This is a genomic window from Fibrobacter sp. UWR3 (assembly GCF_900143055.1).
Taxonomy (GTDB): domain Bacteria; phylum Fibrobacterota; class Fibrobacteria; order Fibrobacterales; family Fibrobacteraceae; genus Fibrobacter.
Genome location: NZ_FRCW01000006.1, coordinates 199,824 through 226,339 on the forward strand (window position 1 = coordinate 199,824; position 26,516 = coordinate 226,339).

Genomic DNA, 26,516 nt, shown 5'->3' on the forward strand with positions numbered 1-26,516 from the left:
TTACTCCTTCCCCAACGTCTTTAGCAGTGAATCCAGGCGATGCGTCATCTGAACTGCGCCATCAAAGGCAAGATGGTCCGTATTGAGCGCCATACCGTCGGTGTAGTCATGCGCCCCCATCCTGTTTTCGTCCATCACGTAAAAATTCGGGTATTCCCCTGCAACCGCACGCACGGAATCCAGCAGAGCACGGGCTTCGCCCCGCAACAGGCCATAGCGCCCGAACGAACCCGTTTCACTATACCGGGGGTTCTGCGGGAAAACGATTCCCACCACGGCAACGCCCTTCTCGCTTGCGGCTGCAACAAACGAGCGCAGGCGCTCCATTTGCCACCCGACAATTCCGGGCATCGAGGAGAGCCAGGCGGAATCGATTTCTACAAGAGGTTCTCCCCAGGAGGCCGCACTGTTGTAGTGATAGCCGCGGCTCGCATAGAATACATTCCTGTTTTCCTCGCTTGCAGGGTACGACTCGTTCACGAAATCCACGAGCGATTCCGGCACGCCGGATTTCCAGAAGTCGTGATTCCTGTCGTAGGCGTAGCCGGGAGCCCCGGAAACGAGTTCATCCGTATATTCGTCCGCAATCTGCCACAGGTCAAAGTCCAGCGAGAACACGACCGCCTTCAAATTCCTCGCGTGATTGAGCGCGTAGTTGCGCGCCACGTAGAACGAGGCGTCCATCGAGTTCATCGGGTGGCCCATGTTGAGCGCAAACCCCGCAGTAAGCGAATCCGGAATCAGCCCGTCCTCGACACGCGAACTGCCCACAAAGATGTATTCGAGCCTCTCCACGTTGTTCCAGAAGAGTTCCATCTTCACGCGGAGCGCCTCGTGCGAGGCGTCGAGCCCCGGCACAAGATATGCGCCCGCGCTGTCCGGGTCCAGGAGAGCATCTTCAGAAGGAGAAACCCCTTGTTTCGCCCACAAGGCGGGGTGCCAGAGTTCATCGCCCTCGGCTAGTTCCACGATGGAAGAATCCGCGAGATTCACGACCGCAATCTTTTTGTGCGCACCGTCATTGTTTGCAAGTGTTGCAACGGCAAGCGCGACATTCCCGCTACCCGCCCATTCGCTATGGTCAAACGAATAGCCCGAAGGGGCGGCAACAGACTGCACCAGGTTGCCGGTAGAATCAAGCACCAGCATACGCTCGTGCACCCCGTAATCCTCGCCCACAAATTCACGCCCCGTCTTGCTTGCGAAATCCAGGAATAACGTGCGCTTGCTGCTATCCTTGGCAAGCGATGCATTGCAGGCCTGCTCGCCATTGTACCACACCGTATCGCGGGCATCCCCGAACACCGTCGAACCGGGTGAAGCGATTCGCGCTCGCAGGAGCCTTGCGCCGCTCACCGCGAGAGTCCCGTCATCGCTTATGCCACCATGATACGCGCCGTCAAAAAGTTTCTCGGGTTCGCCAAACTTGCCGCCCTTGAAAGACACCTGCCAGGTAGATGACGCCCGGAAGGTTGCTCCGTCCTTGTTGTTGCCCGCATCGCTCACGTAGACAATCACCGTATCGCCATTCCCGAGTACGCGCCAGCGCGGTATGGCCGCAGATTCAACACGAAGTTGCACAGGGCCCAGGCCAGAGCCGCCAAGAGAACGCACATACACAGAAGACTTCCCGGAAACGCCCTCAAGCCCCGTGCAATATGCGACAACCCTTCCATCGGGAGATATGTCCGGATGGTACGCGCCGTAGGTATCCTGCAATTCGACAACGGACTGGCCTCCCGTAGAATAGTCCACATATGAAAGGGAACCCGTAACGTCGTTGCGGAAAACAAGCTTGCTCCGGTATGTTCCCGTAAGTGCCCTGATTCTCGTGGAATTCGCCAGCGGAACAACTCGGCTTTCGGCTGCATAGCCATCGCGTCCGATCCAGGCGGGTTCGGGAATTGCTCCGAACGCCAGGCGGAACCCAACATAATCGGCACGGGTAGAAGACGTCACCGTATAGACATCGCCACGGGTGTATAGCGCAATCGAGGACGCAGCATTGCGGTAGCTGCCTCCCTTAACGACGCGCTGTCCAAGCGTTCCCCCGTCCGATGCGCCAACGAGGTTCCTGTACCTCGCCGAATTGTAGTTGCCAAGCCAGTCATTCACCCACTCCATCGCGTTCCCAGCCATGTCACAAAAACCGTCTATTGCAACCTTCCCGCATACGGCATGCAGGCTATAACCCGAATTTTCGGCAGTCCAGCCATCCTCGGCATTCCAGCCCTGGCGCGCGGCAAGCACCCATTCGGCTTCGGTCGGGAGTCTATATGCATCTATTTCCGTGTGGAACGCAAAGCCCTCCAGATTCGTGCAATGATTCCCCGCATCAAAGCTGGCCGAGGCGTAAGTATAGGCGGTATCGAGACCTTCGGCCTTGCTGCGGGCGTTAGCAAAAAGTACCGCATCGTAGAAAGTAATGTCGGTCGCAGGAATGTCACCGTTTTCGCAGGCCAGTTCGAGACCTGCCGCTCCTTTCATCAGCGCGTTAAATTCACCACAAGTCACTTCATGACGACCCATCGAATAGTCATAAGAGAATTCTGCAATGGAAACAGGACGGTCGATCGGGCGGGAACTTTCATCCGAGCCCAAAATTACCGATGCGCCAGCAGCCCTTACACGGAGCATGCCTTCGAGAGTATCAGAGGCTATTTCGACCAATGCGGAATCTGCCGGGTCGGAGGGCATTTCCGAATTCGAACACGCACCCATGATGCAACACAGGAAAGCGCTCGCCAGGGCAAACGCACTCCGTACACCAAAAATGGCCTCAATGTTAGACACGGGTCGCATATCCCTAAAATAGATTTTTTAAAGGCGTGAGCCCACTAGAACTTGTCGGGAAGGCGGCTCTTCGCTATTTTCTGGTTCTCGGAGATTCCCGGATACTCGGGGAAAAGGTCTCCAGCCAGCCGGTACCAGCGCAGCGCGCGGGTCGGTTCCGTTTCTAGATACAAATTTCCCATGTCGAATGCGGCCAGGCCCGTAAACTGCGCAGGCGTAAGCGGCTTGAATTCAAGGCCGGTCCATCGACCCGCCTTGTACTTCTCGCGGTATTCCTCATCCGTGTAGGTATAGCCACGCCGGTTGGGTTCCAGGTTCACCGTTTTTGACGCAGATTCCGCCTGCGCGCGGCCGTCATCCTTGCCGTAGCGCAAATAAACGTGCCCCGGCAGGAGAATTACCTCAAGCGGAATTCCACGGGCTTCGGCGACCATCATCGCAAGCCACGAAAGCCCCATGCAGCCGGAGCGTCGCGTTTCAAGTACCCGCAGCGGGAGTACCGCATCGTGGGCGATGGACGCCTCGCCCGCCCCCGCAAACTCAATGTTCCAAAATTCCCACAGGAGCGCCTTCAGCGATGCAAGCGTATCGCCTGTTACAGACAAACTACTGTCATAGAAGGCAAGACCCTCGTGCCAGTCGCGAACACTGTCAATACACGCGGGTGCACGGTTCTCGAACGTGCACGCCATCTCGGTATACCGCACGTTTTCAGGGCGGCCCGTCCACAGCACAAGCGTGAGCGAAACCGCCAGCAGCACGACTAGCAGAGGCCAGAAAAATCGGGAGAATATCGACGAGAGGCGTGCAAGCATCTTACCTTAGCGCGTCCCATTCCATCGGGGACTGCCAGAAATCGCGCGCGGTCATCATGTAGACGACAAGCCTCTTGCTCTGCATATCCTTCTTCATCTTCATCATGCGGTGGTAAACGCCCGGGCCTCCGCCCCAGCTGGTAAGCACCTGCACGTCGAGCCCCGTCGCATAGGCCAGCAGGGAACCCGGCCCGCCGCTCTTCTGGTCCACGGACTCGAACACGCCCGTAAAGGAATCCCCCATCAGGAGAATCGGCGCATTCTTGCCGCCCTTGTAGGGTTCGGCGCCCTTGAAAATCTTCATTGCAGGCAATGTATCTGCAGGGTACTTCGCCTTCTCCGCATCGGGCAGGTGCGCCACCAGGTCGCCTTCGCGCAAGGTCGTCGTCTCCTGCATGTTGAGCGAACCCGGCTTCGCTCCGGCATCGCCGTACCAGCTGTACTGCGTCACACGGGCGGCAAGCTGTTCCATGGCGGCAAGCATACCGGGGAGCGACCAGTGCGTATCGTAGCGCTGATAGCTAAAGTGCGGGGGCTCGTCGCCCGCCTTGGCCGCCATGAGCGCCGGGTAAATGTCAAGCACGTCAAGCCCGGCGGCAAGCATCTCGCGGGTAAATTCGCGGCCCGCGGGGTTCACGCAGAGGTCAGCAGGCGTCCCCGCCACAAGGCGCTCGGCGTAAATTTCTTCCTTCACGGGAACGGGAACCACGAGCAGTTGCACCCCGATGGAATCCAGGTAGTGTTTAAGTTCCAGCAGGCGCGGGAGCGGGTTGTGCAGGCTATCTTGCCCGGTTATCTTGTCTGCAAGCAGGTAGTTTGCATTGCGGCGGAACCAGAGGAAGGTCTCTGCGGGCGATGCTCCCGCAGTCGCCCAGGCGTTCTGTTCCTTCGGGAGTTTCGCAAGCGTATTCTCGAGCGCCGAGCGGAACTTCGCGGTTTCCGCGTTCGCGGGGCAAGAGCCTTCCAGCGAGGAGAGCGTCTGCAGGCGCGCATCCGAGGTCGTGTCAAGCATGCGGTTCACCGGCACCACCTCGCCCGCGGCGGCAAGCGAATCGGCCACCTGCTGGGCACGCAGAGCCTCGTCCGTAAGGCGGAAGGCAGGCACGTCAAAGGCAATCCACATGGGTTTCCCCATCGGGTTCCCGCGCATTACGGCAAAGGGCCTGCAGTCGGCCTTTGCCTCCCACGGGGCGCCCGCAGAATGCGGTTCCAAATCGGTATTGAGCGTCGGGTACCAGTACGAAGACAGCGTACGCGCCCAGTTCTGGGCATCTTCCGCATTCATCTCCGCCGTGAGGTAAAAGTTCAGCACCTCGGCAGTTTCGCCACGCGAAGCAAGCTTCAGTTTCCCGTAAAAAGCCGTACGTCCGGTCCACTGCGCAGGCATCACTTCGGCCCACCACTCGACAGAGCCATCGCTCATGGGCACGCCCCACAGGCGGGTCACCGTCTGGAAAGCCCTGAACACCTCGGGTTCATCCCACTTGACCGCCTCCACTGCGCCAATGACCTGCGCAAGGGAATCACTCCCCGTCTGCGTATAGAGCAACTTGGACAAGGGTTCCCACGCCACCGGCATACGCCCGTTCACGGCAGAAGGTTCATGTTCCTGTATCGAGTCAAGCATCGGGAACGGATAGTCCGTCAACTTTACGCCTGACATCTTGCCCTTATAGTTCTCAGGCTTTTCGTCCTTGCCCGCAAGGCGAATCGGGTTCGCAAAGTAGGCGGCAAAATCAAGGGCGGCCATCGTGGGCTTGCCGACAATACGCCATTGCCGGTCCTCGTCGACCACCCGCATCTCAAACATCGTCGAAGGTACAGTCGAATCTGCCGGCAAAGCCGTCACACCGGGTGCACCCGCACTCATTTCCGTCGATTCTGTCGCGGGTTTCGGGGTATCACCCGAAGCACAGGCAAGCAGGGCAAGCGAAAAAGATGCAAACACAACGCCCACTAAAGCGCCGTTCCTACGCAAAAAATTACGGGTCATAGGTTCTCCCGGTTACCTTATGTCTTGTTAGAATCTTCACCGTGGCCCGATTCCTTGGCCTTCAAGGATTCGATACGGCGTTCCAGAAGTTCCTGCACCTGCGGGAGGAGCGAGCCCTTCACGCGTTCAAGGTACAGGCACTGCAGCTGAATCATGCGATCACGGTGCCTACCCGCATGTTCCTGAATCCAGTTACTTACCGCCGCCTGGCGGTTTTCGAGTTGGCTTCGCAGCGTCTGCTGGATAAACGTTCTCTGGACTTCCATGTAGCGCTGCATGTTGAAAGGGAGGCGGTACGTGCGTATAAACTGCTTCAAAAGTTCCAGGAGCGAAAGCCCCTGCCCCTTGTGGGCATCGACAAACTTCTTCAAGTCATCCAGATGATCCTTGAAAAAAGGCACGATTGCCTTATCATCAATCTGGTAAAGCTCTAGTTCGTCCTGTTTCTTTGTCGCTTCGTCGACTGCCATACTTATAATTTACGTTTTCAGCGATTCCCGCGCTGTGATATTCTTTACAAAGAACCCAAAAACAGCCTTTTCTGTGTCCTTTAGCACATTTCCCTGTAAAAAAACACGCCCTTCCGTACCCGGGTTCAACCGGTCGGCGGCAGCGCCCCTGAAATCGAGCAGGCTATCCACCTCGCAGCGGCACATGCCCGAAGGGGTCATCAGTTCGAGCGTATCGTCCATGCAGAAGGGGTTCTTCACGTTCACGCGGCAGGAGTTTGTCGCGGGGTCGTAATCGAGCACCTGGGCAGCAACGCACCCGCCTTCGGCAGCCACATGGGTAGACTCGTAATTCTGCGGGAGCGGTCCACGCAAAAAGCCGGGCATGAACCCGCGGCCATCCACGAACTTTATCGCCCTGCGGGATTCCTGTGGCACAAGTTCCGGTGAAGCCTCGGCACCACCTTCCAGCGACCCGTGAACGGCATCGATTGCCATGCGGTAGGCGCGTACCACCTGCGAGAGGTAATAGACCGAGCGCGTACGTCCCTCTATCTTGAAGGAATCGAGCCCGCCCTTCACCAGCTCGGGGATAACATCCAGCGCACACAGGTCGCGACTGCTCATGAAGTAGGTTCCCCAGGTATCCTCGTCGAGCGCTACCGGAGGGAGTTCCGGGCGGTCCGTGCGTTGCAGGCTGAACTCTCCCTCGTGCTCGCGGTAATCCTCGACCTGCGGGCCGGAGTTGGCATACAGGCGGTAAGGCATGCGGCAACTGTTGTCGCAGGCACCCTGGTTCGCATCGCGGTGGGTCACCCAGTTGCTGAGCATGCAACGGCCCGACATGGCCATGCACACCGCCCCGTGAACGAACACTTCCAGTTCAAGGTCCGGCAACTTTTCCTTTATCTCTAAAATTTCAGACAAACGAAGTTCACGGCTCAATATGATGCGGCGCACCCCCAAGTCGTGCCAAAACTTTGCGGCCAGGTAGTTCGTGGTATTCGCCTGCACCGAGAGGTGTATTTCCACATCGGGGCGTTCCTTCCGGAGCCAGCCCACAAAACCGGGGTCAGCAACAATGAGGGCATCGGGCTTAAGTTCTATCGCCGCAAGCAGAGCCTTCTGGAACGATTCCACCTTCACGTTACGGGGAATCACGTTGCTCGTGAGGTAAAACTTCTTCCCGAGTTTACGCGCATACGCAATGCCTTCGGCGAGGTCGTCCAGGTTCTTGAACCCGTTCTCGCGGGCACGGAGAGAAAACGCGGGTTGCCCCGCATACACGGCATCCGCGCCGTATGCATAGGCATACTTCATACGGGTCAAGTCGCCCGCAGGCGCCAACAATTCAGGCTTTTTCATCCGCACTACCACTTGAATCCGGCACGCAGGTAAACCTTGCGGTCGTCAATGAAGGTGATTTCGCCCATGAAGCTCACGTATTGCCCCTCATAGCTTATCGCGGGCGTGAGCGAGTACTGCATCTTCGCACCATCGAGGAACTTCTTGTGAATCTTCATGTGGTTGTGGTGCGGGGTCGTATCGTTCACGGCACTTCCGTAATCCGTCCCCTTCCAGAACCAGGTATTGCGAACCGATGCAAATATATGCTTGTCGAGCCGTCCGTACACGGTCCAGTCGATGGTCTGGCTGTTGGGGCCACCCTGGTTTCCGAGCGGGTAACCGAGATGCGCCATCTGGGCGGTGTTCTTTATAAAGTGCGAGTAAACATAAGGTTCTACACGGGCGTATTCGGCAATCGTACCGGCCTCAATCCTGTGCCCCTTGAGATAGAAGTCATGGCCCGCCTGCAAACCGGCCATCCAAGCCCACTTCGCCTCGATGTTATCGTTTTTCACGAGGCTAATCGGGGATTCCATGTCGTCCAGGAAGAATTCCGTGTAAAGGCGCACGGTATTAAAGAGCCTGTAGTTAAAGTCCATCGCCAAGGCACCGTTGTTACTGCTCTCGGAATAGTTGCCTTTCTCCATAAAGAGCGGTACAGTCGGCACAAAGAGCCAGGGTTTCAGGTTATCGTAAAGAATCGTAAGTTCGCTGATGCCAAACGTGGCGTTCCCGACAGCAAGTTCATAGCGGTGACCGAATATATTGCGGGTTTCATCCTTGTTCTTGTCACTCATGCTGCCATAAATACGCAGGTCGCCGTAAAAACTGAATACATGGAGAGGTCCGAGCTGCAAATCCACAGAAAACATATTGTACGGGAGCGCGAACTGGTTCAACGTCAGGTTGTTGTAATAGCCCGGGCCCCAGTGCAGCACGTCGCGGGCAAGGTCCACGCGAATCCAGTCGTAATTGAACGCGAAGTGCGTACGGTAGCGAGCGTAACTCGTGTACTCCATGCCGGAATTGTTTTCTTCTTTCTGGAATTCTAGGAATTCGCGGTCCCACGATTTCGGGTACGAGGCAGAATGCCCTTCGTCATAGATGCGCGCATCGAGCACGAATTCTAGAGAATCCGCGTAGCCGCGCAGGTAGACACCTCCATCGATTCCCGGCCAGATGGTATCGCCGAGAGTTTCTCCCCCGCGGTAGTCAATACCGCCAACGACGCTTGTCGCAATCGCAATCGACGGGAGTTTCGTCTGGAGTTCGTTCTTTACGCGCACGCACGCCGTATCACCGTCGTGGCACGTCATATCGATTCCGTGCCCCGATATGGCGCCGCCCCGCATGTTGTCGTAATACAGGAGCGCCTTGCCTTCCGTTTCGGCAAAGTGCCGGATAAACGAGGTATCGCGCTGCGGGTAGGCAAAGAACTGCCTGCCCTCCCCGACGGTCTGCCGGTGGTATTCAAAAAGCATCGGCGCCATTTCGAGCGTGCGCAGGTTACGGGAGTGTTCCGTACCGATTACGGGCGAACCCGCAACCGCTTGCGTAGAAAGCAACGTCGTGGCTACAAGAGCCGTAAAGGCGTATGTGCGTGATTTTACAAGAATCATAACCGCAATTTAGTTTTTTTAAACTGTACGCAGAATGTTGTCAAAAACGCAACAGGTATTTTTTGACCCGATTCGTTCCGAACGGAACAAAAGCCCCCGATAACTTTTTCGTATTTCAAAAAATATTGCAAAAATTACCCCAAATTTGAATTGCAACAAGGTAACTTTTTAAGAAGACAAGCCCATCCCGGGTTGTTTGGAAAAAGGGATGTTTAACATGAAAACAAATATTAAAAAAGGACTCACAATTTCTAGTCTGATTGCGTTCGGGCTCCTCGCAGGCTGCTCCGACGACAGTTCCAGCGTTCAGTCTCCCGCAACGGGCGATTCCGGAACAGATTCGGCAGAAGCTACTGCAAATATCTGCAACGCAGACGGATACACCGGCTTCTACGCCGCCGACGGCGCGACCATCATGTGCCTCGACGCAAACGGCAGTCTCGCCTTCTGGATTAACCCGGACGGCACTATCGGTACTCCCGTAGAGGAAGCGCCAACAAGTTCCGCCGAAGCAGATATTCCGCAAGATCCGGGTACGACACCGTTGCCTCCCGAAGATGCACCCGTCATTCCGTCTTCCGCATCTACCACATGCGATGCAGGCACGGCCACCTTCCTTTATAAACTCGCGAATGTTTCTTACTACCGCGACACCGATGGAGCAACGTTCTTCTTCGACAGCGATTGCAACAAGCAATTCCTGACAGAAATCGTCGTGTCGTCTTCGTCCGAAACTCCGGCAGAGAAGGCCAGTTCCAGCAGTACCACAGGCGACAACCCGTACAAGCCCACGTCTTCGGCAGGCACCGAAACGAGCAGTGCAAGCGTTGTCCCGGTTGTCGAGCCCTCCAACGGGAACACACCCGTGATTACCTACGCCGCTAGCGGTGCAAGCGTAGCAAACAACAACAATTGCGTCGAGGTGAACGGCGGCGAGGTCGTAATTACCTGCGCGGGCGACTACGACTTCAGCGGTTCCTACACGGGTAACGACGCTCAAATCCGCGTATACTCCCCCAAGAGCGACAGCGGCGTATACCTGAACCTGCGCGGGCTCACGCTGACGAACAATGCCGATGCCGTCATCTACGTGCAGATGGCAAGCAAGGCGTTCGTCGTCGCGAAGGCCGGCACCGAGAACACGCTCTCCGACGCAAGCACCCGCACCAAGGCATTCACCTACGTGAACGCGAACGGCGAAACGAAGGTGGATACGACCGGCGCCTGCATCTACGCGAAGGACGACCTTACCATCAAGGGCGAAGGTTCGCTGACCGTGAAGGGCAACTACAACAACGGCATCCACACGAGCAACGACCTGCGCTTCCGCGGCGAAACCACCGTAAACGTGACCGCGAAGAACAACGGCCTGAAGGGCAAGGGACTTGTTGACATCGAAAAAGGCACCATTACCGTCAAGGCGACTAGTGGCGACGGCATCAAGAGTGACGAATACGCAGTGAACGGCAACGACACGGTTATTGTCCAGGGCAAGGGCATCGTAAGCATCACCGGAGGCACGATTGACATCACCGCAGGCGATGACGGCATCCAGGCATTCAACAACATCATCTTTGATGCCGGGACCGTGAAGGTCAACGCCTCCAACGACGGCATTCATAGCGAGCAGAACGTGCAAATGAACGGAGGAATCATCTCGGTCTCCGCAGGCGACGACGGCATCCATGCAGATTCCGCACTGCACCTCGCAGGTTCTACCGTGAACGTCGAGAAAGCCGTGGAAGGCATGGAAGCCTTCTACATCTTTGCAGAAGGCGGCATCACCGCGACATACGGCACTGACGACGGCTGGAATGCGGCAGGCGGTTCTGCCGACCCGGGCACCTCCAGCGGTTCCCAGTGGGGCGGCTTCGGCGGTGGCGGCATGCAGAGCAGCAGCAAGGGCTACATCGTCATCACCGGCGGCTACCACTACATAAGCGCCTCGGGCAACGACATCGACGTGCTCGACGCGAACGGCACGGCAAAGCAGAGCGGTGGTGTAGTCATCGTAGAAATACCTGCAAGCAGCGGCGGCATGGGTGGCGGCAGCAGGCCCGGCCAGAGCGGCAGCTCCGGATCTTGTTCCACCAATATGGCAGGCGGCCTCATCGATACCGACAACGGGTTCACCATTACGGGCGGTGTGTTCCTCGGGTTCGGTAGCCAGACCGAAGAATACCCGAACTGCACAGCCACATCGTACACCGCAGGTACGGCCTACGGTAGCGCAAGCGCGGCATTCGCCCCGAAGGGTTCGGGCAGCATGATCCTCTATGGCGGTTCCGTGACCTCCGTAGCGCAAGTAAATACCAGCGGCATGCAGACGGTCGAATTCCCCAACGGGCTCAAGTACTACTACAAGTAGCGAAAGTGATTTAAATCACACCCGCAAAACTGGCGAAGCTTTTTTTGAGTAAAAGCCTTCGCTAGCCACCCCAAAATTACTATACTTGTAATACTCCAAACCAACCCCAAGGCCAGGCAATGCTCTGCACTGCCTGGCTCCTTTTTTAGGCTCAAATCAGGCCAAAAGCCTATATATTCATGTCATTTTGGTGACCATTCGTCCACACCCCATCAAAAAAAGGTAATTTAATAGTGTATGGTACCCCAGAACGAGGTCTCAATGTATTCTTATCGCATTTTTTTGAGCTTTTTGTGCTGTCTCGCACTTTCTGCGTACGCCCAGGTGGAATTCCCGATGGGTTCAGACGTTGTCAATGTGAAGGAAGAACCGTATAACGCGAAGGGCGACGGCAAGACCGACGATACCGAGGCCATCCAGAAGGCTTTGAGCGACCATCCCGACGGCGACTTCATCATTTACCTGCCCCATGGCATCTACAAGATTTCATCCGCACTTACCTGGCCCACCGCCGACAAGCCCGAAAAGGACTACCGCCGCACTATCCTCCAGGGCGAAAGCATGGGCGGCACCATCATCTCGCTCCAGGACGACGTTCCCGGATTCGAGAACCCCGACTTTCCGCAGGCAGTCATCTACACGGGCGACGGCCCCAACGCACGCCAGCGCAACTCCATCCGCGACCTTACCCTCCGTACAGGAAAAAAGAACCCGGGCGCCATCGGTATCCGCTTCAACGCCTCGGTGCAGGGCACCATCAACAACGTGAAAGTCGCATCGGGCGACAGCGCAGGCGTTATCGGCATAGACCTCGGTTTTACCGAAAATATCGGTCCCCTGCTCCTCAAGAACGTAGAAGTGGACGGGTTTGACGTGGGTGTCTATACCGCGGGCAAATCGAACAGCATGACGTTTGAGCACGTGACGCTCGGTGGCCAGAAAAAATTCGGTCTCGACAATGACAACCAGATGCTTGCCATCCGCGGACTGCGTTTCAAGGGTTCGACCACGGCGGTCTACAGCCACGGGCCCGACGCCTCCATGGTATTCGTGGACGGCACCCTCGAATACGACCCCGGCAAGAAAGCGGCAAAAGGAGTTACCGCCATCGTGAACGAAGGCGAACTCTTTGCACGCGCGGTCGTCGTAAGCAAGTTCAAATCCAAGATCAAAAGTACCAAGAAGGCCTACAACGAATCCTTCAGCAACACTGAGATTGTCGAGTTTTCCACGCAAGAAAACCACCAGCTCTGCCACAGCCCCAAGCAGGCCATGAAACTCGCCGTCACCGAGACACCCAACAAGGCAGAACAGAAGTCCATGTACTGGACATCCATCACCGGCGAATACGGCGGCAAGGCAAGCGACGGTTCCGACGATTCCAAGGCAATCCAGGACGCCATTGACGACGGTGCCGAAACGATATTCTTCCCGCCGGGAGGCCGCTGGACCATCAACCGCGACATCTACCTGCGCAACCGCATCCACAGGCTTATCGGTACCGAAGGCAAAATCGACGGCAAGGGAAAGTTCATCATCGAAGACGGCGCATTCGTCGATATCACCATCGAGAGGTTCTCCACGTTCGCAAGCGGCATTACCAACCGCTCCAAGCGTACCGTGGTGCTCAAGAATATGTACGTGAAATCCTACGAATCCGACGACTTCGCCACAGGCGACATCTTCCTGGAAGACGTTTCCGTCGGCACGATTCGCACGAATTTCCAGCGTCTGTGGGGCCGACAGGTCACCATGGTCGGTGACACGAAGGGCCCGAAGATTTCGAACAACGGCGGAAGCATCTGGATTCTGGGCCTTACCGCCCGGGACGGCAACACGGTCCTCCACAACTTCAACAAGGGCTTTGCAGAACTCCTGGGCGTCAACGTCATCGCAAGCGACAAGGCGAAGAACAGCCCGATGTTCATCAACGACAACTCGAGCATGTCCATTGCAGGCCTCAAGGAAACGCTTACCCGCGGGAACCCCTACTCGAAAATCGTAGAGGAATCCCGCCAGGGCTCTAAGGTCTACGCGCTCAAGAACACAGACCTGCCCCACAACGAGACGGGCGGCGTGATGATGGCGCTCTACACGGGATATGCTCCCAAGCAGGGCCAGAATGAGCCGCCTAAACCTTCGATGGACAAGGAGCACATCCTGGTGCAGCCGGGCAAGCTCCACCTGCAAGGAAACGTGGAAGACGACGGTCGCGGCGACGGCCTGTGCCGCGTGCCCGTGGCATGGCGCAAGGGCGCGGGCCCCGGAAAGGTATCCTTCTCGGACTCCACCGAGTACGAGACCGACGTGACGTTCACCGCCAGCGGGCGATACAACTTGCTGTTCAACGCCAATGACGGCTACCAGGACAGGACAGATACAGGCAAGGTCTACGTGTTCGACAAGCGATACACGACGCTAGACCATTCCGGCGACAATATCCCGAGCGGGCGCGGCGCCGATGCATGGATTTCGCAGTTCGACAACTACACGCCGCACAGCACCGACGAACACCTGCGCGTGGCGAACGACCAGAACGATGCCGGAAAAATTTACCTCAAGTACGACCTGTCCGCGCTCCCGGGCCCGCTGTTCGATGCGGCCCTCAAGCTGGAATTCGACGCAGATTCCATCAAGAAGCCCGTACAACTGAACATCTTCGGCCTCAAGGAAACGAGCAAGGAGATGAATTTCGGCGAAGACAAGCTGGGTGTCGACTGGAAGAGCGACGAACTCACCTGGGAAAACGCGCCCGCGAACCTCCAGCAGGCGGGCGGGCAGTTCAACATCCGCAAGAACTCCGGTGGCGGCATCGACACCAAGTACGCGGACTTTATCGGCATTATTACGATTAACCCGAAGGCACCCCTCGGCGCGTTCCTGCGTACGCCCGCCCTTACGGAATTCTTCAAGAGGAAGCACGCATCGGGACTCTACACGCTTATCCTTACCGCCGTGGAACCCGGAGAAACGTTCATCAAGTCGAGGAACGCGGGCAAGAACATGGCTCCCGCGCTCTACGTGGGCTACTACGACAATTCCCGCTCCGTAGGTGGCGAGGCGATGGATGGCGGTTACACCCTCACGAAGGTGAACATCGACATCGTGAACCTAGAATGCAACTTTGACCTCACCGTGGGCTACCCGCAGTTCGTGCAGATTGAAATCCTGAACGAATCGGGCAAGCGCATGCTCACCGTAGCCGCACGTGAACTCGCCGGCGAAAAGAAGACCAACTTCAAGTTCAAGGCGAAGGCCTTCCCCACCGGCAAGTACACCCTCAAGATTATCGGAGAAGCCTTCACCGCCGAACAGAAGTTCTTTATCCTCAACTAGGACCGCGCCACTATGACTATGAAAACGACAATCCTCGCTCTCGTACCGCTTGCGCTCCTTTTCGCCTGCAGCGAATCCACGCACACGAACTCGTCGTCCATTACCGACGATAACGGCAGCTACGCCGAGGACTCATTCAATTCAAGCTCATCCATCAGCGAACGACTCGACATCGAATACCTCGACACGATTGCTGCCGGCGATACGCTCAACTTCTACATGGAAATGGCCGACTGGGATACAGTCAAGGTCAAGAGGGATACGACCAAGGAAGATTCCAAGGATTCCTCCTACGTAAAGAAGGTCTGCCACGACGACGTCGTGTGTGTTGATAGCGCGAATTCCACCGTATCGCTGTTCCTCGGGAACTTCCCGAAGGGAACCCGCGTAAGCGTACTCGCCGCAACGAGCGGCATGGAAGGCGATACAATCCGTGTGAGAAGCGAGAAGGGCGAAAAGGCCAAGACGCTTCACCCCGTCTGGAACGAAAGCAAGAAGGATTCCCTGTACAGTGACTACATGTTGCCGGGCTCGGGCGCCGACATGCTCCAGAACCAGTTCGTACTGTTCAGCGACGACTTCTATTACCTCGACCTGAAGGCAAAGTTCGACACGACGGCGCACCTGCGCGTCAAGGTGGACGTGGATACCGCCTACTACAACTACACGGGCGATTCCTCGCAAGTGGATATCGACCTGCGCGATACCGTCCGCGGGATTTTCGTTATCGGCAGCGCCCCGAAGAACATCGAGATTGCGTTCAACGTCGAGACCGGCTTTAGCGTGAACCTCTCGGTGCAGGGAGAAGGCATCAACAAGTACGAACTCACCGACAAGGACGGCAAGACATACTCCCCCGCCGCCGACTCGCTCGATACGCTGCTCGTGACCAACGATTCCTCGCAGTGGACGCTCAAGCTTACGCCGAGCAACGTGGTGAGTTTCCTCTCCGGCCCGTTTGCCACGTTCGAGGCGGCCACCCGCTTCCGCAGGCTGAACCAGGGCGAATACCTCGCGAAACCCGACTCCATCGTTTACCCCGGCGATACGCTCACGATTGTACGCCCCGCGAACGACTCCACCAAGTACTACCTGCGCCAGGACCACTACGTGTGGCTCGCCGACCTCAAGAAGGGCGACTCGCTCATCGTTTACCACGAAATGGAAGGCTACTGCAAGTACGGCGAATGCAAGGGCACGCCGAGAGCGTACTACGCCCTGCTCAACGCCGATGGGGATTCTGTCGGCACCATAAACAGCCTCGAGCACAGTTTCAAGGCAAAGAGTGACGGCCCCGTGTACCTGCGCTACCTGCAGCTCAATTCCAAGGCGCTCACGGACTCGAACCTCACCCTGAGGACGTTCATCCAGAGGCCGGGCTCGCTCGATTCCCTCAAGTTCTACAACGAGGAGAAAGAGAACACCTACACCTCCATGCGCGTCAAGGCGGGCGACACCGTGAAACTCGCCGACTTCGCGTTCCAGACCGTCCCCTACAAGACGAGCTACAACGTCAAGTGGTACGTGCCCTGCGAGGACCTCACTACCCTCGGGACGGCCTCCTACATCATCCAGCAGGAAAACTGCAAGAGCGAACAGGAGATTTCCTCGTTCTACCTGATAGCGCAGCCAGATGCGGCCGACAAGGACGCCCGACTCATCGCCCAGAGCATGGCAGACCCCCTCATGAGGGACACCCTGACCGTAAACGTCCGCTAAAAAGGCGAATTTTGGGTAAATTTTGGGCAATTTCGGGGCAAAAACGCGCCCGAATCGCCCCAAAACCTTGCATCCGACAACAGATTTGCTATATTTGCCCTCACTTGCAAGTCGCGCCAAGCTCTGCCAATTTGCAAGTTTAACCAAAGAGCTTCCTCAAAGAGGTATAATATGTCCTCCTTCCGTGGACCCAAAGGCAAGGTCGCCCGTTCCCTGGGCATTGCCGTTTCTCAGAAGACTCAGAAGGCGCTCGACCGCCGCAACTTCGCTCCCGGCCAGCATGGCCAGAACCGCAAGAAGTCCGCTTCTGTGTACAAGCAGCAGTTGGTCGAAAAGCAGCGTCTCCGTTTCACCTACAACATCTCCGAAGCTCAGCTCGCCAAGGCATACAAGGAAGCTAACCGTCGTGAAGGTTCTGCTGGTGACAACCTGATGATTCTTCTCGAAACCCGTCTTGACGCTCTCGTCTACCGCATGGGTTTTGCTCGCACGATTTTTGCCGCCCGCCAGTACGTGACCCACGGTCACTTCACTGTGAACGGCGTCCGCAGCTTCTCTCCGGCCCGCCTCATCAAGGCCGGCGACGTGATTGCTATCCGCGAGCAGTCTAAGGAACACGTCCAGATCAAGGAAGCCGCTGCTAACGCTCCGGCCGCTCCGGAATATCTGGAAGTCGACACGAACAAGATCGAAGGCAAGCTCGTGAAGCTCCCGCTCCGCGAACAGATCCCGGTCAAGCTCGAAGAACAGCTCGTCGTGGAATACTACTCCAGGTAGTAGCAATCTCAGACGCAAGTTTGAAAAGCACACCGCATCTGCGGTGTGTTTTTTTGTTGCTCACGACGGCTCCAGAACCGAGCCCTAGATTATGGATAAAACAAAAAAGATGCCTCGCTAATCGCGAAGCATCTTTTTCTGCGGGTGCCAGGACTCGAACCTGGAGCGGGGTTACAACCGCTCGTTCGTCGTTCCTGATGCAGAACCTCCGGTTACTCACTCGCTCTCGCATTCACGCCCGGCTTCCGCCCGGGCGCGACCTGCTCGCAAAGGCTCCCGCTTCTCGTCCCGTCGCAGGTATAATCAAAAGACCCCTCTCTTACCGAGAGGGGCCTTTTCTGCGGGTGCCAGGACTCGAACCTGGAGCGGGGTTACGACCGCTCGTTCGTCGTTCCTAGTGCAGAACCTCCGGTTACTCACTCGCTCTCGCAACTACGCCTGGTTAATACCAGGCGTTTATTGCTCACGACGGCTCCAGAACCGAGCCCTAGATTATGGATAAAACAAAAAAGATGCCTCGCTAATCGCGAAGCATCTTTTTCTGCGGGTGCCAGGACTCGAACCTGGAGCCTTTTGGTTCGTAGCCAAACGCTCTATCCAGTTGGGCTACATCCGCTTGAGTGACCCCAAATATAGCATTATCGGTTGAATTGTCAAGGGATTTTTCTAAATTTGTTTCATAATTTCTTCTTTTTTTGAAACTACGATGGAAAAAGTCAAGCCCATACTCAAGTTCTGCCTTTCTTACCTCAAGAAACTGTTCACGAACAAGAAATTCGTCATTGCCCTTGCAATCCTATGCCTCCCGGTGATTGCCGGGTTCGTCACTGTCATCGTAGTCTACAACCACTACCTGCCGGAACTCCCGTCCCTCTCGCAGCTCGAACAGATCAACCCGAAACTCGTGACAAACATCTACGACATGAACGGGAAGATTGCACACAAGTACTTCGTGGAACGCCGCGAATGGGTCAGTTTCGACTCCATCCCCGAAAACGCGATTCACGCCGTCATGGCGACCGAGGACCGCGCCTTCTACAACCACTGGGGCATGAACGTCTGGGCCATCCCGTCGGCAATCATCGAGAGCGCCCTCAGCGGCAAGCAGCTCCGCGGCGCCTCCACCCTCACCCAGCAGTTGACCAAGCTCCTGTTCCTCACGCCGGAACGTTCCATCGCCCGTAAAATCAAGGAGGCGATGACCGCCATCCGCATCGAACAGACCTACACCAAGCAGGAAATCCTCGAGTTCTACATGAACGAGGTGTACCTGGGAGGCGGCAACTACGGTTTCCAGGCGGCAGGCAAATACTACTTCGGGCATGCGCTCGACAGTCTCTCCATTCCGGAATACGCAGTCCTCGCCGGTATGCTCAAGGCACCCGAATCGTACCGCCCCGACCGCCACCCCAAGGCATCGCTCGAGCGCCGCAACACCGTCCTTTACGCGATGTACGACGCGGGCTACATCAGCAAGGAAGACTACCACAAGTACGTAGCGACCCCCATCGTGCTCGCCGAAAAGGAACCCGAGAAGGGTTCGGGCCTCTACTACTACGAAGAAATCCGCAAGTACATGGAAAAGAAGTACGGGCAGAACTCGCTCTACGCCGACGGCGTCTCCATCTACAGCACCATCGATCCCGAAATCCAGGAAGTGGCCGACAGCGTAGCGAAGGCGCTCGTCGCCAAGTACCGCACCGAGTTCAAGAAGAAGGCCATCAAGAACCTGAAGCTCGCCGACAAGTACAGCATGGAACCGGACAGCGTGTTCGCCCACTTCGACAGCGTCTACACCCTGTTCAAGAAGGAATACCTGAGCAAGGACACCTCCTCGAACATCAAGAAGTGGCGCTACCCGCCCGAAGTCCGCTACCACGACGTGGAAATGGCGATGGTCATCATCGAGAACGAGACGGGCGCAATCCGCGCGATGGTCGGTGGCAGCGACTTCAACGAATCCCGCTTCAACCGCGCCGTGCAGTCGCTCCGCCAGCCGGGTTCGAGCTTCAAGCCCATCGTCTATTCCACCGCAATGGATAACGGCGCCAGCCCCTGCGACTCGGTGAACGACGCCCCCATCACCATGACCGACGAGACCGCGGCGACCGGCATGTGGCGCCCGCACAACTCCGAAAAGAACTTCGAGGGCATGATGACGCTCCGCAAGGCGCTCTACCGCTCGAAAAACATCCCCGCAGTCCTTACCGCATCGAAGTACGGCCTGAGCAACGTGGTGAACTACGCCCGCGCGTTCGGCATCCGCAAGGCACCGCTCGTCGCAGTCCCGAGCCTCGCCCTCGGTTCCGTGGGCGCGACGCTTCTCGAAATGACATCGGCCTACACGGTGTTCCCGAACCTCGGTACGCGAATCGAGCCCTACATGATCGAATCCATCGAAGACAAGAACGGCGAGATTATCGAGAAGAACTCGAAGGTCGAAAGCGTGGTGATGAAGCCCTCTTCCGCATACCTGATGGTGGATATCCTCAAGGACGTGAACATCCGCGGTACGGGCTACAAGATTTCGGCCAGCGGGTTCAACCACCCGAGCGGCGGCAAGACCGGAACCACAAACGACTACACCGACGCCTGGTACATCGGCTTTACCAAGCACTACACCATGGGCGTGTGGGTCGGCTTTGACCAGGCAGTTTCCATGGGCGTGGGCAAGACCGGCGGCAACTACGCGCTCCCCGCATGGCTTGCGGTGATGAGCAAGATTCACAAGGGACTCCCGCAAAAATCGTTCCCCGTACCCCCTGGCGTTATCGGCAAGGGCGTCTGCAACATTACAGGCAAACTAGCAGGCGAGTTCTGCTCCGAAAAGACTTACTGCCTCTACACCACGAACAACTACCCCGACGAAGTCTGCGATGGCGACCACTACAAGGTAAAAACCAAGTCCGCCGACGACGCGACGCTGTTCAGCAACAAGGGCGCCAGGGAAACATCGCCGACGACAACACAGAAAAAGACACGCAAGATGTTCTAGGCATATTTGCTGTTTTTTTGATGTAAAAAAACGTACCGTATCAGGCAGGGCTCACTCGACAAAGTGGGCCCTATTCCTTTATTTTAAAGGGATTTCGGCCATTTTGACCCTTAACAAAAAACTGTTTTTTTTCTATCTTTACGCGGAACTATGGAATGGCCGCACAACATAAAGTCACTGACCACGGACGAGCTCAAGGCTTGGCTCAGGGACGTGAACGAGAAGCAGTACCGTGCCGACCAGATCCAGAAATGGCTCTTCTGCCAGCAGGTCCGCAGCTTCGACGAGATGGTGAACGTGCCCCCAGCACTCCGCGACAAACTCGCCGGACAGTTCTCCATGCTCGCCCTCAAGGAAGACCAGCACCTGGTCTCTACTGACGGAACGGTCAAGTGGCTCTTCGAGACCCATGACGGCCACCACATCGAGACGGTCATGATTCCCGCGAACGGGCGCTTTTCCGTATGCGTTTCCACGCAGATCGGCTGCGCCCAGAACTGCGCCTTCTGCCGCACCGCAAAGATGGGCTTCACCAGGAACCTCGAGGCGGGCGAAATTCTCGAGGAAATCCTCCACGTGAACTGGTACCTGAAGGACAACGGCATCCTCGATGCAGACGGCAAGATAGCCCAGGTGACAAACATCATCTTTATGGGCATGGGCGAACCGCTCAACAACCTGGAACAGGTCCACCGCGTGTGTTGCACGCTGCATAACCAGAGCCTGTTCAACATGGGCGCCAAGCGCATGACCGTGAGCACCTCGGGCGTCGTTCCCAAGATCAAGGAACTCGTGGACAGGAACACGCCCTGCTGCCTCGCCGTAAGCCTCAACAGCACGAACAACGAGTACCGTTCGTCGGTAATGCCGGTCAACAAGGTATGGCCCATCGAAAAGTTGCTCGAGGCGGTTGACGAATACATCAGAAGAACCGATAATTATGTGACATTCGAATTCGTACTGATACAGGGAATCACCTGCACCCCGAAGGCCGCGAAGGAACTTATCCGCATCTGCGCGCCCCGCCGCGTGAAGGTGAACGCCATCGTGCTGAACGACGGGGACGACCCGACGCTGCACGCGCCGACACCCGAGGAGGTGGAGGATTTCCTTGCCGCAGTACGTGCTGCCGAAATTCAAATAACGATCCGCAACCCGCGGGGTCGGGACATCCTGGCCGCCTGCGGGCAACTTGCGTACAAAAAGGAAGGTAAATAATGTTAACGCAGAACCTCCCAGAATTCTGGGACAATCTCTATGCCAACGGCAAGGATTACTGGAATTTCAAGAAGGCGACTCCTGCCCTGCTCGAATTTTTTAAGCACCCCTCCTGCCCCGCCACCGGCTCCGTGCTGATTCCCGGCGCAGGTTTCGGCTACGATGCAGAAGCCTGGGCCAAGCGTGGCCACGACGTCCTCGCCGTCGATTTCGCCGCCACCGCGGTGGATGAACTCGACCACCTGAGCCGCGCCCACAAGAACCTGCGTTCGCTCGACCTCGACCTGTTCACGCTTTCGCCGAAGGATGCGAACCGTGGCGGCCAGCAGTTCGACATCGTGTACGACTACGGCACGTTCTCCGCAATCCATCCGGGCCGCCGCGACGAATTCTTCGAAGTGTGCTACCGCATGATGAAGGATGACGGCGTCCTTATCCTGTTTCTCTACCCGCTCATGAACGGCAAGACCCTGCAGGGCCCTCCGCACCCGACGAGCGAAGGCGAGCTCATGGCACGTCTCGGCGGCGTTTTCGACGTTGTCGAACGCATCAAGCCGGTAAACAGCCTCCCCGAACGCGAGGGCAAGGAAGAAATCTGGCTGCTCAAGAAGTGCCTGTAATCTAGAACGGCTCTACAAGCATACAGACGAGAGAAAATTTCTCTCGTCTTTTTTGTATACAAGCGCAACTAAACAGAGTGTATTCTCTTTCAAATTTTTCTATTTTTTCATCAAATTTTTTACGCGGCCAAGCCGCTTCAACGAAGACACAAGGATTGAATTATGACTAAAGATTTATGCCCCTGCGGATCTGGTAAAGAGTACGGCGAATGCTGCGAACCCATTATCAAGGGTACAGCTCTCGCCCAGAGCCCCGAAGCCCTGATGCGTTCCCGCTACACCGCATACGCCAAGCACGAAATCGCATGGCTGAAGGATTCCCTCGAGCCCACCCAGCGCGGCGACTTTGACGAACCTAGCGTAGAGGCCTGGAGCCGTGAATCCGAATGGCTCGGCATCGAAATCAAGCAGACCAAGACCGAAGAAGAAAAGAACATCGGCTGGGTCGAATTCAACGCCCGCTTCAAGCAGGGCAACGTGACCCGCAACCACCACGAACTCGGCGAGTTCCACAAGGTAGGTGGCGCATGGTTCTTCTACGACGGCCGTGCCGTGAAGCAGGAAACCGTGCACAAGGAAGGCCCGGATGTCGGCCGTAACGACCCGTGCCCGTGCGGATCTGGCAAGAAGTACAAGAAGTGCTGCGGCGCTGGTAAGTAAGGAATAAGAGATGTTCAAAGTTTTCGTAGATGGTGAAGCAGGGACCACAGGCCTGCAGATTTATGAGAGACTCGCAAAGCGTAACGACATCGAAGTGTTGCGCATTGCCCCCGAACTCCGCAAGGACATTAACGAGCGCAAGAGGCTCATCAACGAGTCCGACGTGACGTTCCTGTGCCTGCCCGATGCTGCGGCCGTCGAAAGTGCAGCCCTCTGCGAAAATCCGAACACCCGCGTGATTGACGCCTCCACAGCGCACCGCGTGAACCCCGCGTGGACCTACGGGATGCCGGAACTGAGCCCCGCACAGCGAGAAGCCATCGCGAAAGCCAAGCGCATCGCGAACCCCGGCTGCCACGCCTCGGGCTTTATCCTGGGCGTACACCCGCTGGTTGCCGCAGGAATCCTCCCGAAGAGCGCGAACCTCGCCGCCTACAGCATCACCGGTTATTCCGGCGGCGGCAAGAAGCTCATCGCCGAATACGAAGAAACCGCAGCCCTGTCGCATGCTGCCGGCGAATCGAAGGCCATCATGGCGCCCGCCCCGTACGCGCTCGCGCTCGCCCACAAGCACCTCCCCGAGATGAAGAAGTACTGCGAACTCGAAAACACGCCGTTCTTCAACCCGGTGCTCGGCCCCTACTACAAGGGCATGGCGGTCACGGTCGCCATTTTCGCGAACGAACTCACCAAGAAGGTCGGCCCCGAAGGCCTCACCGAAATCCTCGCCAAGCATTACGAAGGTTCCCGCTTTGTGAAGGTGATGCCCTATGAGGCAGCCCCCGTGCTGTTCAACGGCCGCCTTGACGCCACCGTCTGTAACGACACGAACAACGCCCGCATCCAGGTTTTCGGCAACGAGAACGTGATGCAGGTGACGACGATTATCGACAACCTGGGCAAGGGCGCCAGCGGCGCCGCCATCCAGAACATGAATATCGCCCTCGGGCTTGACGAAGGGATTAGCCTTTAATGTTCCTAGACGAAAAATCTATTGAAGTTCGCTCCGGCAAGGGCGGTGACGGCATCTGCAGTTTCCATCGCGAAAAGTTCGTGCCGCTCGGAGGCCCTGACGGCGGCGACGGCGGTCGCGGCGGTCACGTGATCCTGCAGGTGAACGAGCAGTACTCCACGCTCCTCGACATGGGCAACGCACGCGTGTACAAGGCGGAGAGCGGCCAGCCGGGTGGAGCGAAGCGCTGCACCGGGCGTAGCGCCGAAGACCTCATCGTCGATGTCCCGCGCGGCACAATCGTGAAGGATTCCGACGGACGCATCCTCGCAGACCTCACGCAACCGGGCCAGAAGTGGATTGCGGCACGCGGCGGCAAGGGCGGCATGGGCAACCAGCATTTTGCGACCCCGAAGGTGCAGGCGCCCCGCAAATGCACGCCCGGCGAAAAGGGCGAAAGGCGCGAACTCTTCCTGGAACTGAAACTCATGGCCGACGTGGGCCTGGTCGGGTTCCCGAACGCGGGCAAGTCGAGCCTCGTGAACAAAATTTCGAGCGGACGCCCGAAAGTCGGCGACTATCCGTTTACCACCCTCGAACCGGTGCTCGGCATCGTGCAGACGAACGGCCACAGTTTCGTGGTCGCCGACATTCCCGGCCTGCTGGAAGGCGCCAGCGAGGGCAAGGGCCTCGGTCACCAGTTCCTCAAGCACATCGAGCGCACGCACACGCTGCTGTTCGTGATTGACGGTTTTGCCGAGAACGCCTACGAGCAGTTCACCGTGCTCAAGAGCGAACTCAAGGCATTCCACCCGAAGCTCGCCGAAAAGCCGTTCGTGATTGCACTCAACAAGGACGACCTCGGAATCGAGAATGCCATCAAGGAATTCAAGAAGCACCGCCAGAAGGTCATCGTGACCTCTGCCATGACGGGCGACGGCTGCAAGGAACTCGTGCAGGCTCTCGACGAGGCTGTCCCGCACGTGCAGAAGAAGAAGGTCGGCTGGGAATCGAAGGCTCTCGAAAGCAGCAAGGCCAGCGGCAAGAAGAGCGGCTGGAGCAAGAAGGCTTAGCGCATGGCAAAAAAGGAACAACAGAGCACGCCGGTCATCATGAACCGCAAGGCGAACCATCTCTATTTCGTCGACGAGACGTTCGAGGTGGGTATCATGCTCATTGGCTCCGAGGTCAAGTCCATCCGCGACGGCAAGTGCACCATCGGTGAAGCCTGGGTGGATGTCGACGACAAGAAAGACGAAATCTGGCTCATTGGCGCCCGCATCGACGAATACCTTTTCGCGAACAGGTTCAATCACTTTCCCGCCCGCAAGCGCAAGCTGCTCGCCCACGCGCACGAAATACAGAAAATGCGCAAGGCGAAGGAACTGAAGGGTTGCACCATCGTCCCGCTGAAACTATACTTTAAGAACAGACGGGCAAAACTCGAAATTGGAATATGCAGAGGCAAGGATCAACGCGACAAGCGACAGGATATAATCAACCGCGAAGCGAAGCTGGAAATGGACCGCGCCGCAAAGGCACACCGCTAGTTTTCGCCCTGTTGCTGATGGTCGGCTGGGTACTGTCCTTCGCCGATGTCACCGCGGTCGATGCCGAATCCGTATCCCAAAAGATTGGCGCCTCGTTCCACTGGTTCCCCGTCCAGAAATCGTTCATTCTCGTTACCCCAAAAGATACCGCGAAATTTGCGGTCGGCATCCCCTACGCCTCGGTGAACGGCAGTACCATAGACCTCGCGGCAAGCCCGGTTCTCGAAGATGGCCACCTGTGGATTGCCGAAGAAGACGTGGGTAAGCTGTTCCCGCCCAAGAGCGAGGCTACTGCCGCGAAGGCTGAACCCGCAGCAAAGGCTGAACCCGCAGCAAAAACCGAACCCGCGAAGGCCAAGCCCGCAGCAGCGCCCGCAAAGGCAGACCAAAAAGCGGTTACCGCCACCAAGCCCAAGAACGAGACCGCGGGCACACGCGAAGTGAAAACCATCGTAATCGACCCGGGCCACGGCGGCAAGGACTCCGGAGCGCTCGGCAAGAACGCGCAAGAAAAGGACATCGTGCTCGCCGTCGGAAAACTCCTGAAGAAGGATCTCGAGAAGGCGGGATTCAACGTGAAGATGACTCGCGACAAGGACGTGTTCATCGAGCTCGGGCAACGCGCGAACCTCGCAAACCAGTGGGACGGCGACCTGTTCATAAGCCTGCACTGCAACGCCATCGACGCGACCCCCGAACGCAAGAAGCAAATCAAGGGCTACCACGTGTACGTACTGCGCGCCCCCGAAAGCGAAGAAGACAAGGCGATTGCCCGCCGCGAAAACAAGGTGGCCACGCTCTACGGCGAAAAGAACGCGAAAGAGGAACTCTCCCCCATCGAATGGTTCAAGCTGGAAGCGCGCCTCGAAAAATACAAGCAGAACAGCTACATGTTCACCGAGGAGATGCTCAAAGCTTTTGACGGCGGCAAAATCAAGCGCCAGGCCGGCGGTGTCGGCGGTGCAGGGTTCATGGTGCTCGTGGGCGCGCTGATGCCTGCAGTGCTGTTCGAAATCGGGTTCATCAGCAACCTCGAGGACGAGGCCTACATGATGAGCAAGGCCGGCCAGCAAGATATCGCCGAACGCATTTCGAAGGCCGTGAGCACCTACAAGGCAGCAGTCCACAGCTACCGCGAAACGCTCGGGCGATAAGCCTCCCCCAAAATAATCCGGCTTTGCTATTCCGTTATTTCGTCAAGTTGTTTTTCGGCCTATATGACATTTGGGTACCTAAATTTCTCGTAACCCTTTGATTTATAAGGCGTTGTAGCAAATTTTTCTTTTATGGGAAAAATTTGCTTTT

Annotated in this window: 18 protein-coding genes and 1 tRNA gene; 12 read left to right on the forward strand and 7 right to left on the reverse strand. The window is 57.0% G+C overall.

Translation table 11 applies throughout. The features are described from left to right. From BUA44_RS09830 to BUA44_RS09855, 6 genes are read right to left on the reverse strand one after another with little or no spacing between them, the layout of a single operon-like run. Positions 1–2,802 carry a TIGR02171 family lipoprotein gene (locus tag BUA44_RS09830; protein WP_072811464.1) on the reverse strand — a complete coding sequence of 934 codons (2,802 nt, stop codon included), beginning with the start codon at positions 2,800–2,802 and terminating at the stop codon, positions 1–3. Between the two features lie 35 nt (positions 2,803–2,837). Continuing rightward, positions 2,838–3,608, reverse strand: a complete 771-nt coding sequence (locus BUA44_RS09835) for a transglutaminase family protein (protein ID WP_072811466.1) — start codon at positions 3,606–3,608, stop codon at positions 2,838–2,840. Between the two features lies 1 nt (position 3,609). Further along, positions 3,610–5,601: an alginate O-acetyltransferase AlgX-related protein gene (locus BUA44_RS09840; RefSeq protein ID WP_255370521.1), complete on the reverse strand. Its 1,992-nt coding sequence runs from the start codon at positions 5,599–5,601 to the stop codon at positions 3,610–3,612. Between the two features lie 17 nt (positions 5,602–5,618). Beyond that, positions 5,619–6,071: a hypothetical protein gene (locus BUA44_RS09845; protein ID WP_072811468.1), complete on the reverse strand. Its 453-nt coding sequence runs from the start codon at positions 6,069–6,071 to the stop codon at positions 5,619–5,621. A 9-nt stretch (positions 6,072–6,080) separates the two neighbouring features. Then, positions 6,081–7,415 carry a U32 family peptidase C-terminal domain-containing protein gene (locus BUA44_RS09850; RefSeq protein ID WP_072811470.1) on the reverse strand — a complete coding sequence of 445 codons (1,335 nt, stop codon included), beginning with the start codon at positions 7,413–7,415 and terminating at the stop codon, positions 6,081–6,083. A gap of 5 nt (positions 7,416–7,420) precedes the next feature. Next, positions 7,421–9,016, reverse strand: a complete 1,596-nt coding sequence (locus BUA44_RS09855; RefSeq protein WP_072811472.1) for a hypothetical protein — start codon at positions 9,014–9,016, stop codon at positions 7,421–7,423. A gap of 217 nt (positions 9,017–9,233) precedes the next feature. Between BUA44_RS09855 and BUA44_RS09860 the strand changes: the two genes are divergently transcribed. The 4 genes from BUA44_RS09860 (at position 9,234) to rpsD (ending at position 17,216) form a co-directional block, all read left to right on the forward strand. Continuing rightward, a complete protein-coding gene (locus BUA44_RS09860) occupies positions 9,234–11,384 on the forward strand; it encodes a carbohydrate-binding domain-containing protein (RefSeq protein WP_255370522.1) in 2,151 nt (716 codons plus the stop codon). Positions 11,385–11,675: 291 nt separating this feature from the next. Then, on the forward strand, positions 11,676–14,720 hold the full coding sequence (locus tag BUA44_RS09865; protein ID WP_178348783.1) for a glycoside hydrolase family 55 protein: 3,045 nt from the start codon (positions 11,676–11,678) through the stop codon (positions 14,718–14,720). A gap of 12 nt (positions 14,721–14,732) precedes the next feature. Further along, the gene (locus BUA44_RS09870) at positions 14,733–16,439 is read left to right on the forward strand and encodes a hypothetical protein (protein WP_072811484.1); all 1,707 of its coding nucleotides are present in this window, start codon (positions 14,733–14,735) and stop codon (positions 16,437–16,439) included. A gap of 171 nt (positions 16,440–16,610) precedes the next feature. Further along, the gene (rpsD, locus tag BUA44_RS09875; RefSeq protein ID WP_072811493.1) at positions 16,611–17,216 is read left to right on the forward strand and encodes a 30S ribosomal protein S4; all 606 of its coding nucleotides are present in this window, start codon (positions 16,611–16,613) and stop codon (positions 17,214–17,216) included. A gap of 542 nt (positions 17,217–17,758) precedes the next feature. Here rpsD and BUA44_RS09880 read toward each other — a convergent pair. Then, a tRNA-Arg gene (locus tag BUA44_RS09880) sits at positions 17,759–17,832 on the reverse strand. Between the two features lie 90 nt (positions 17,833–17,922). Here BUA44_RS09880 and BUA44_RS09885 point away from each other — a divergent pair. The 8 genes from BUA44_RS09885 to BUA44_RS09920 all read left to right on the forward strand — a co-directional run bounded on the left by BUA44_RS09885 (position 17,923) and on the right by BUA44_RS09920 (position 26,365). Beyond that, a complete protein-coding gene (locus BUA44_RS09885; RefSeq protein WP_083579568.1) occupies positions 17,923–20,211 on the forward strand; it encodes a penicillin-binding protein 1A in 2,289 nt (762 codons plus the stop codon). Positions 20,212–20,361: 150 nt separating this feature from the next. Then, positions 20,362–21,429, forward strand: coding sequence for a dual-specificity RNA methyltransferase RlmN (gene rlmN / locus BUA44_RS09890; protein WP_072811500.1), 1,068 nt, complete (start codon positions 20,362–20,364; stop codon positions 21,427–21,429). Beyond that, positions 21,429–22,049 carry a methyltransferase gene (locus BUA44_RS09895; protein ID WP_072811501.1) on the forward strand — a complete coding sequence of 207 codons (621 nt, stop codon included), beginning with the start codon at positions 21,429–21,431 and terminating at the stop codon, positions 22,047–22,049. The genes rlmN and BUA44_RS09895 overlap by 1 nt, the downstream gene beginning before the upstream one ends. A 162-nt stretch (positions 22,050–22,211) precedes the next feature. Beyond that, positions 22,212–22,709: a YchJ family protein gene (locus BUA44_RS09900; RefSeq protein WP_072811502.1), complete on the forward strand. Its 498-nt coding sequence runs from the start codon at positions 22,212–22,214 to the stop codon at positions 22,707–22,709. Positions 22,710–22,719: 10 nt separating this feature from the next. Beyond that, complete coding sequence (argC, locus tag BUA44_RS09905; protein ID WP_072811503.1) at positions 22,720–23,682, forward strand: N-acetyl-gamma-glutamyl-phosphate reductase; 963 nt, start codon at positions 22,720–22,722, stop codon at positions 23,680–23,682. Further along, entirely contained in the window at positions 23,682–24,734 is a 1,053-nt protein-coding gene (obgE, locus tag BUA44_RS09910) for a GTPase ObgE (protein WP_072811505.1), read from the forward strand. The genes argC and obgE overlap by 1 nt, the downstream gene beginning before the upstream one ends. 3 nt (positions 24,735–24,737) lie before the next feature. Further along, positions 24,738–25,211 carry an SsrA-binding protein SmpB gene (gene smpB / locus BUA44_RS09915; RefSeq protein ID WP_072811507.1) on the forward strand — a complete coding sequence of 158 codons (474 nt, stop codon included), beginning with the start codon at positions 24,738–24,740 and terminating at the stop codon, positions 25,209–25,211. Positions 25,212–25,228: 17 nt separating this feature from the next. Further along, on the forward strand, positions 25,229–26,365 hold the full coding sequence (locus BUA44_RS09920) for an N-acetylmuramoyl-L-alanine amidase family protein (protein ID WP_072811509.1): 1,137 nt from the start codon (positions 25,229–25,231) through the stop codon (positions 26,363–26,365). Positions 26,366–26,516: the final 151 nt, after the last annotated feature.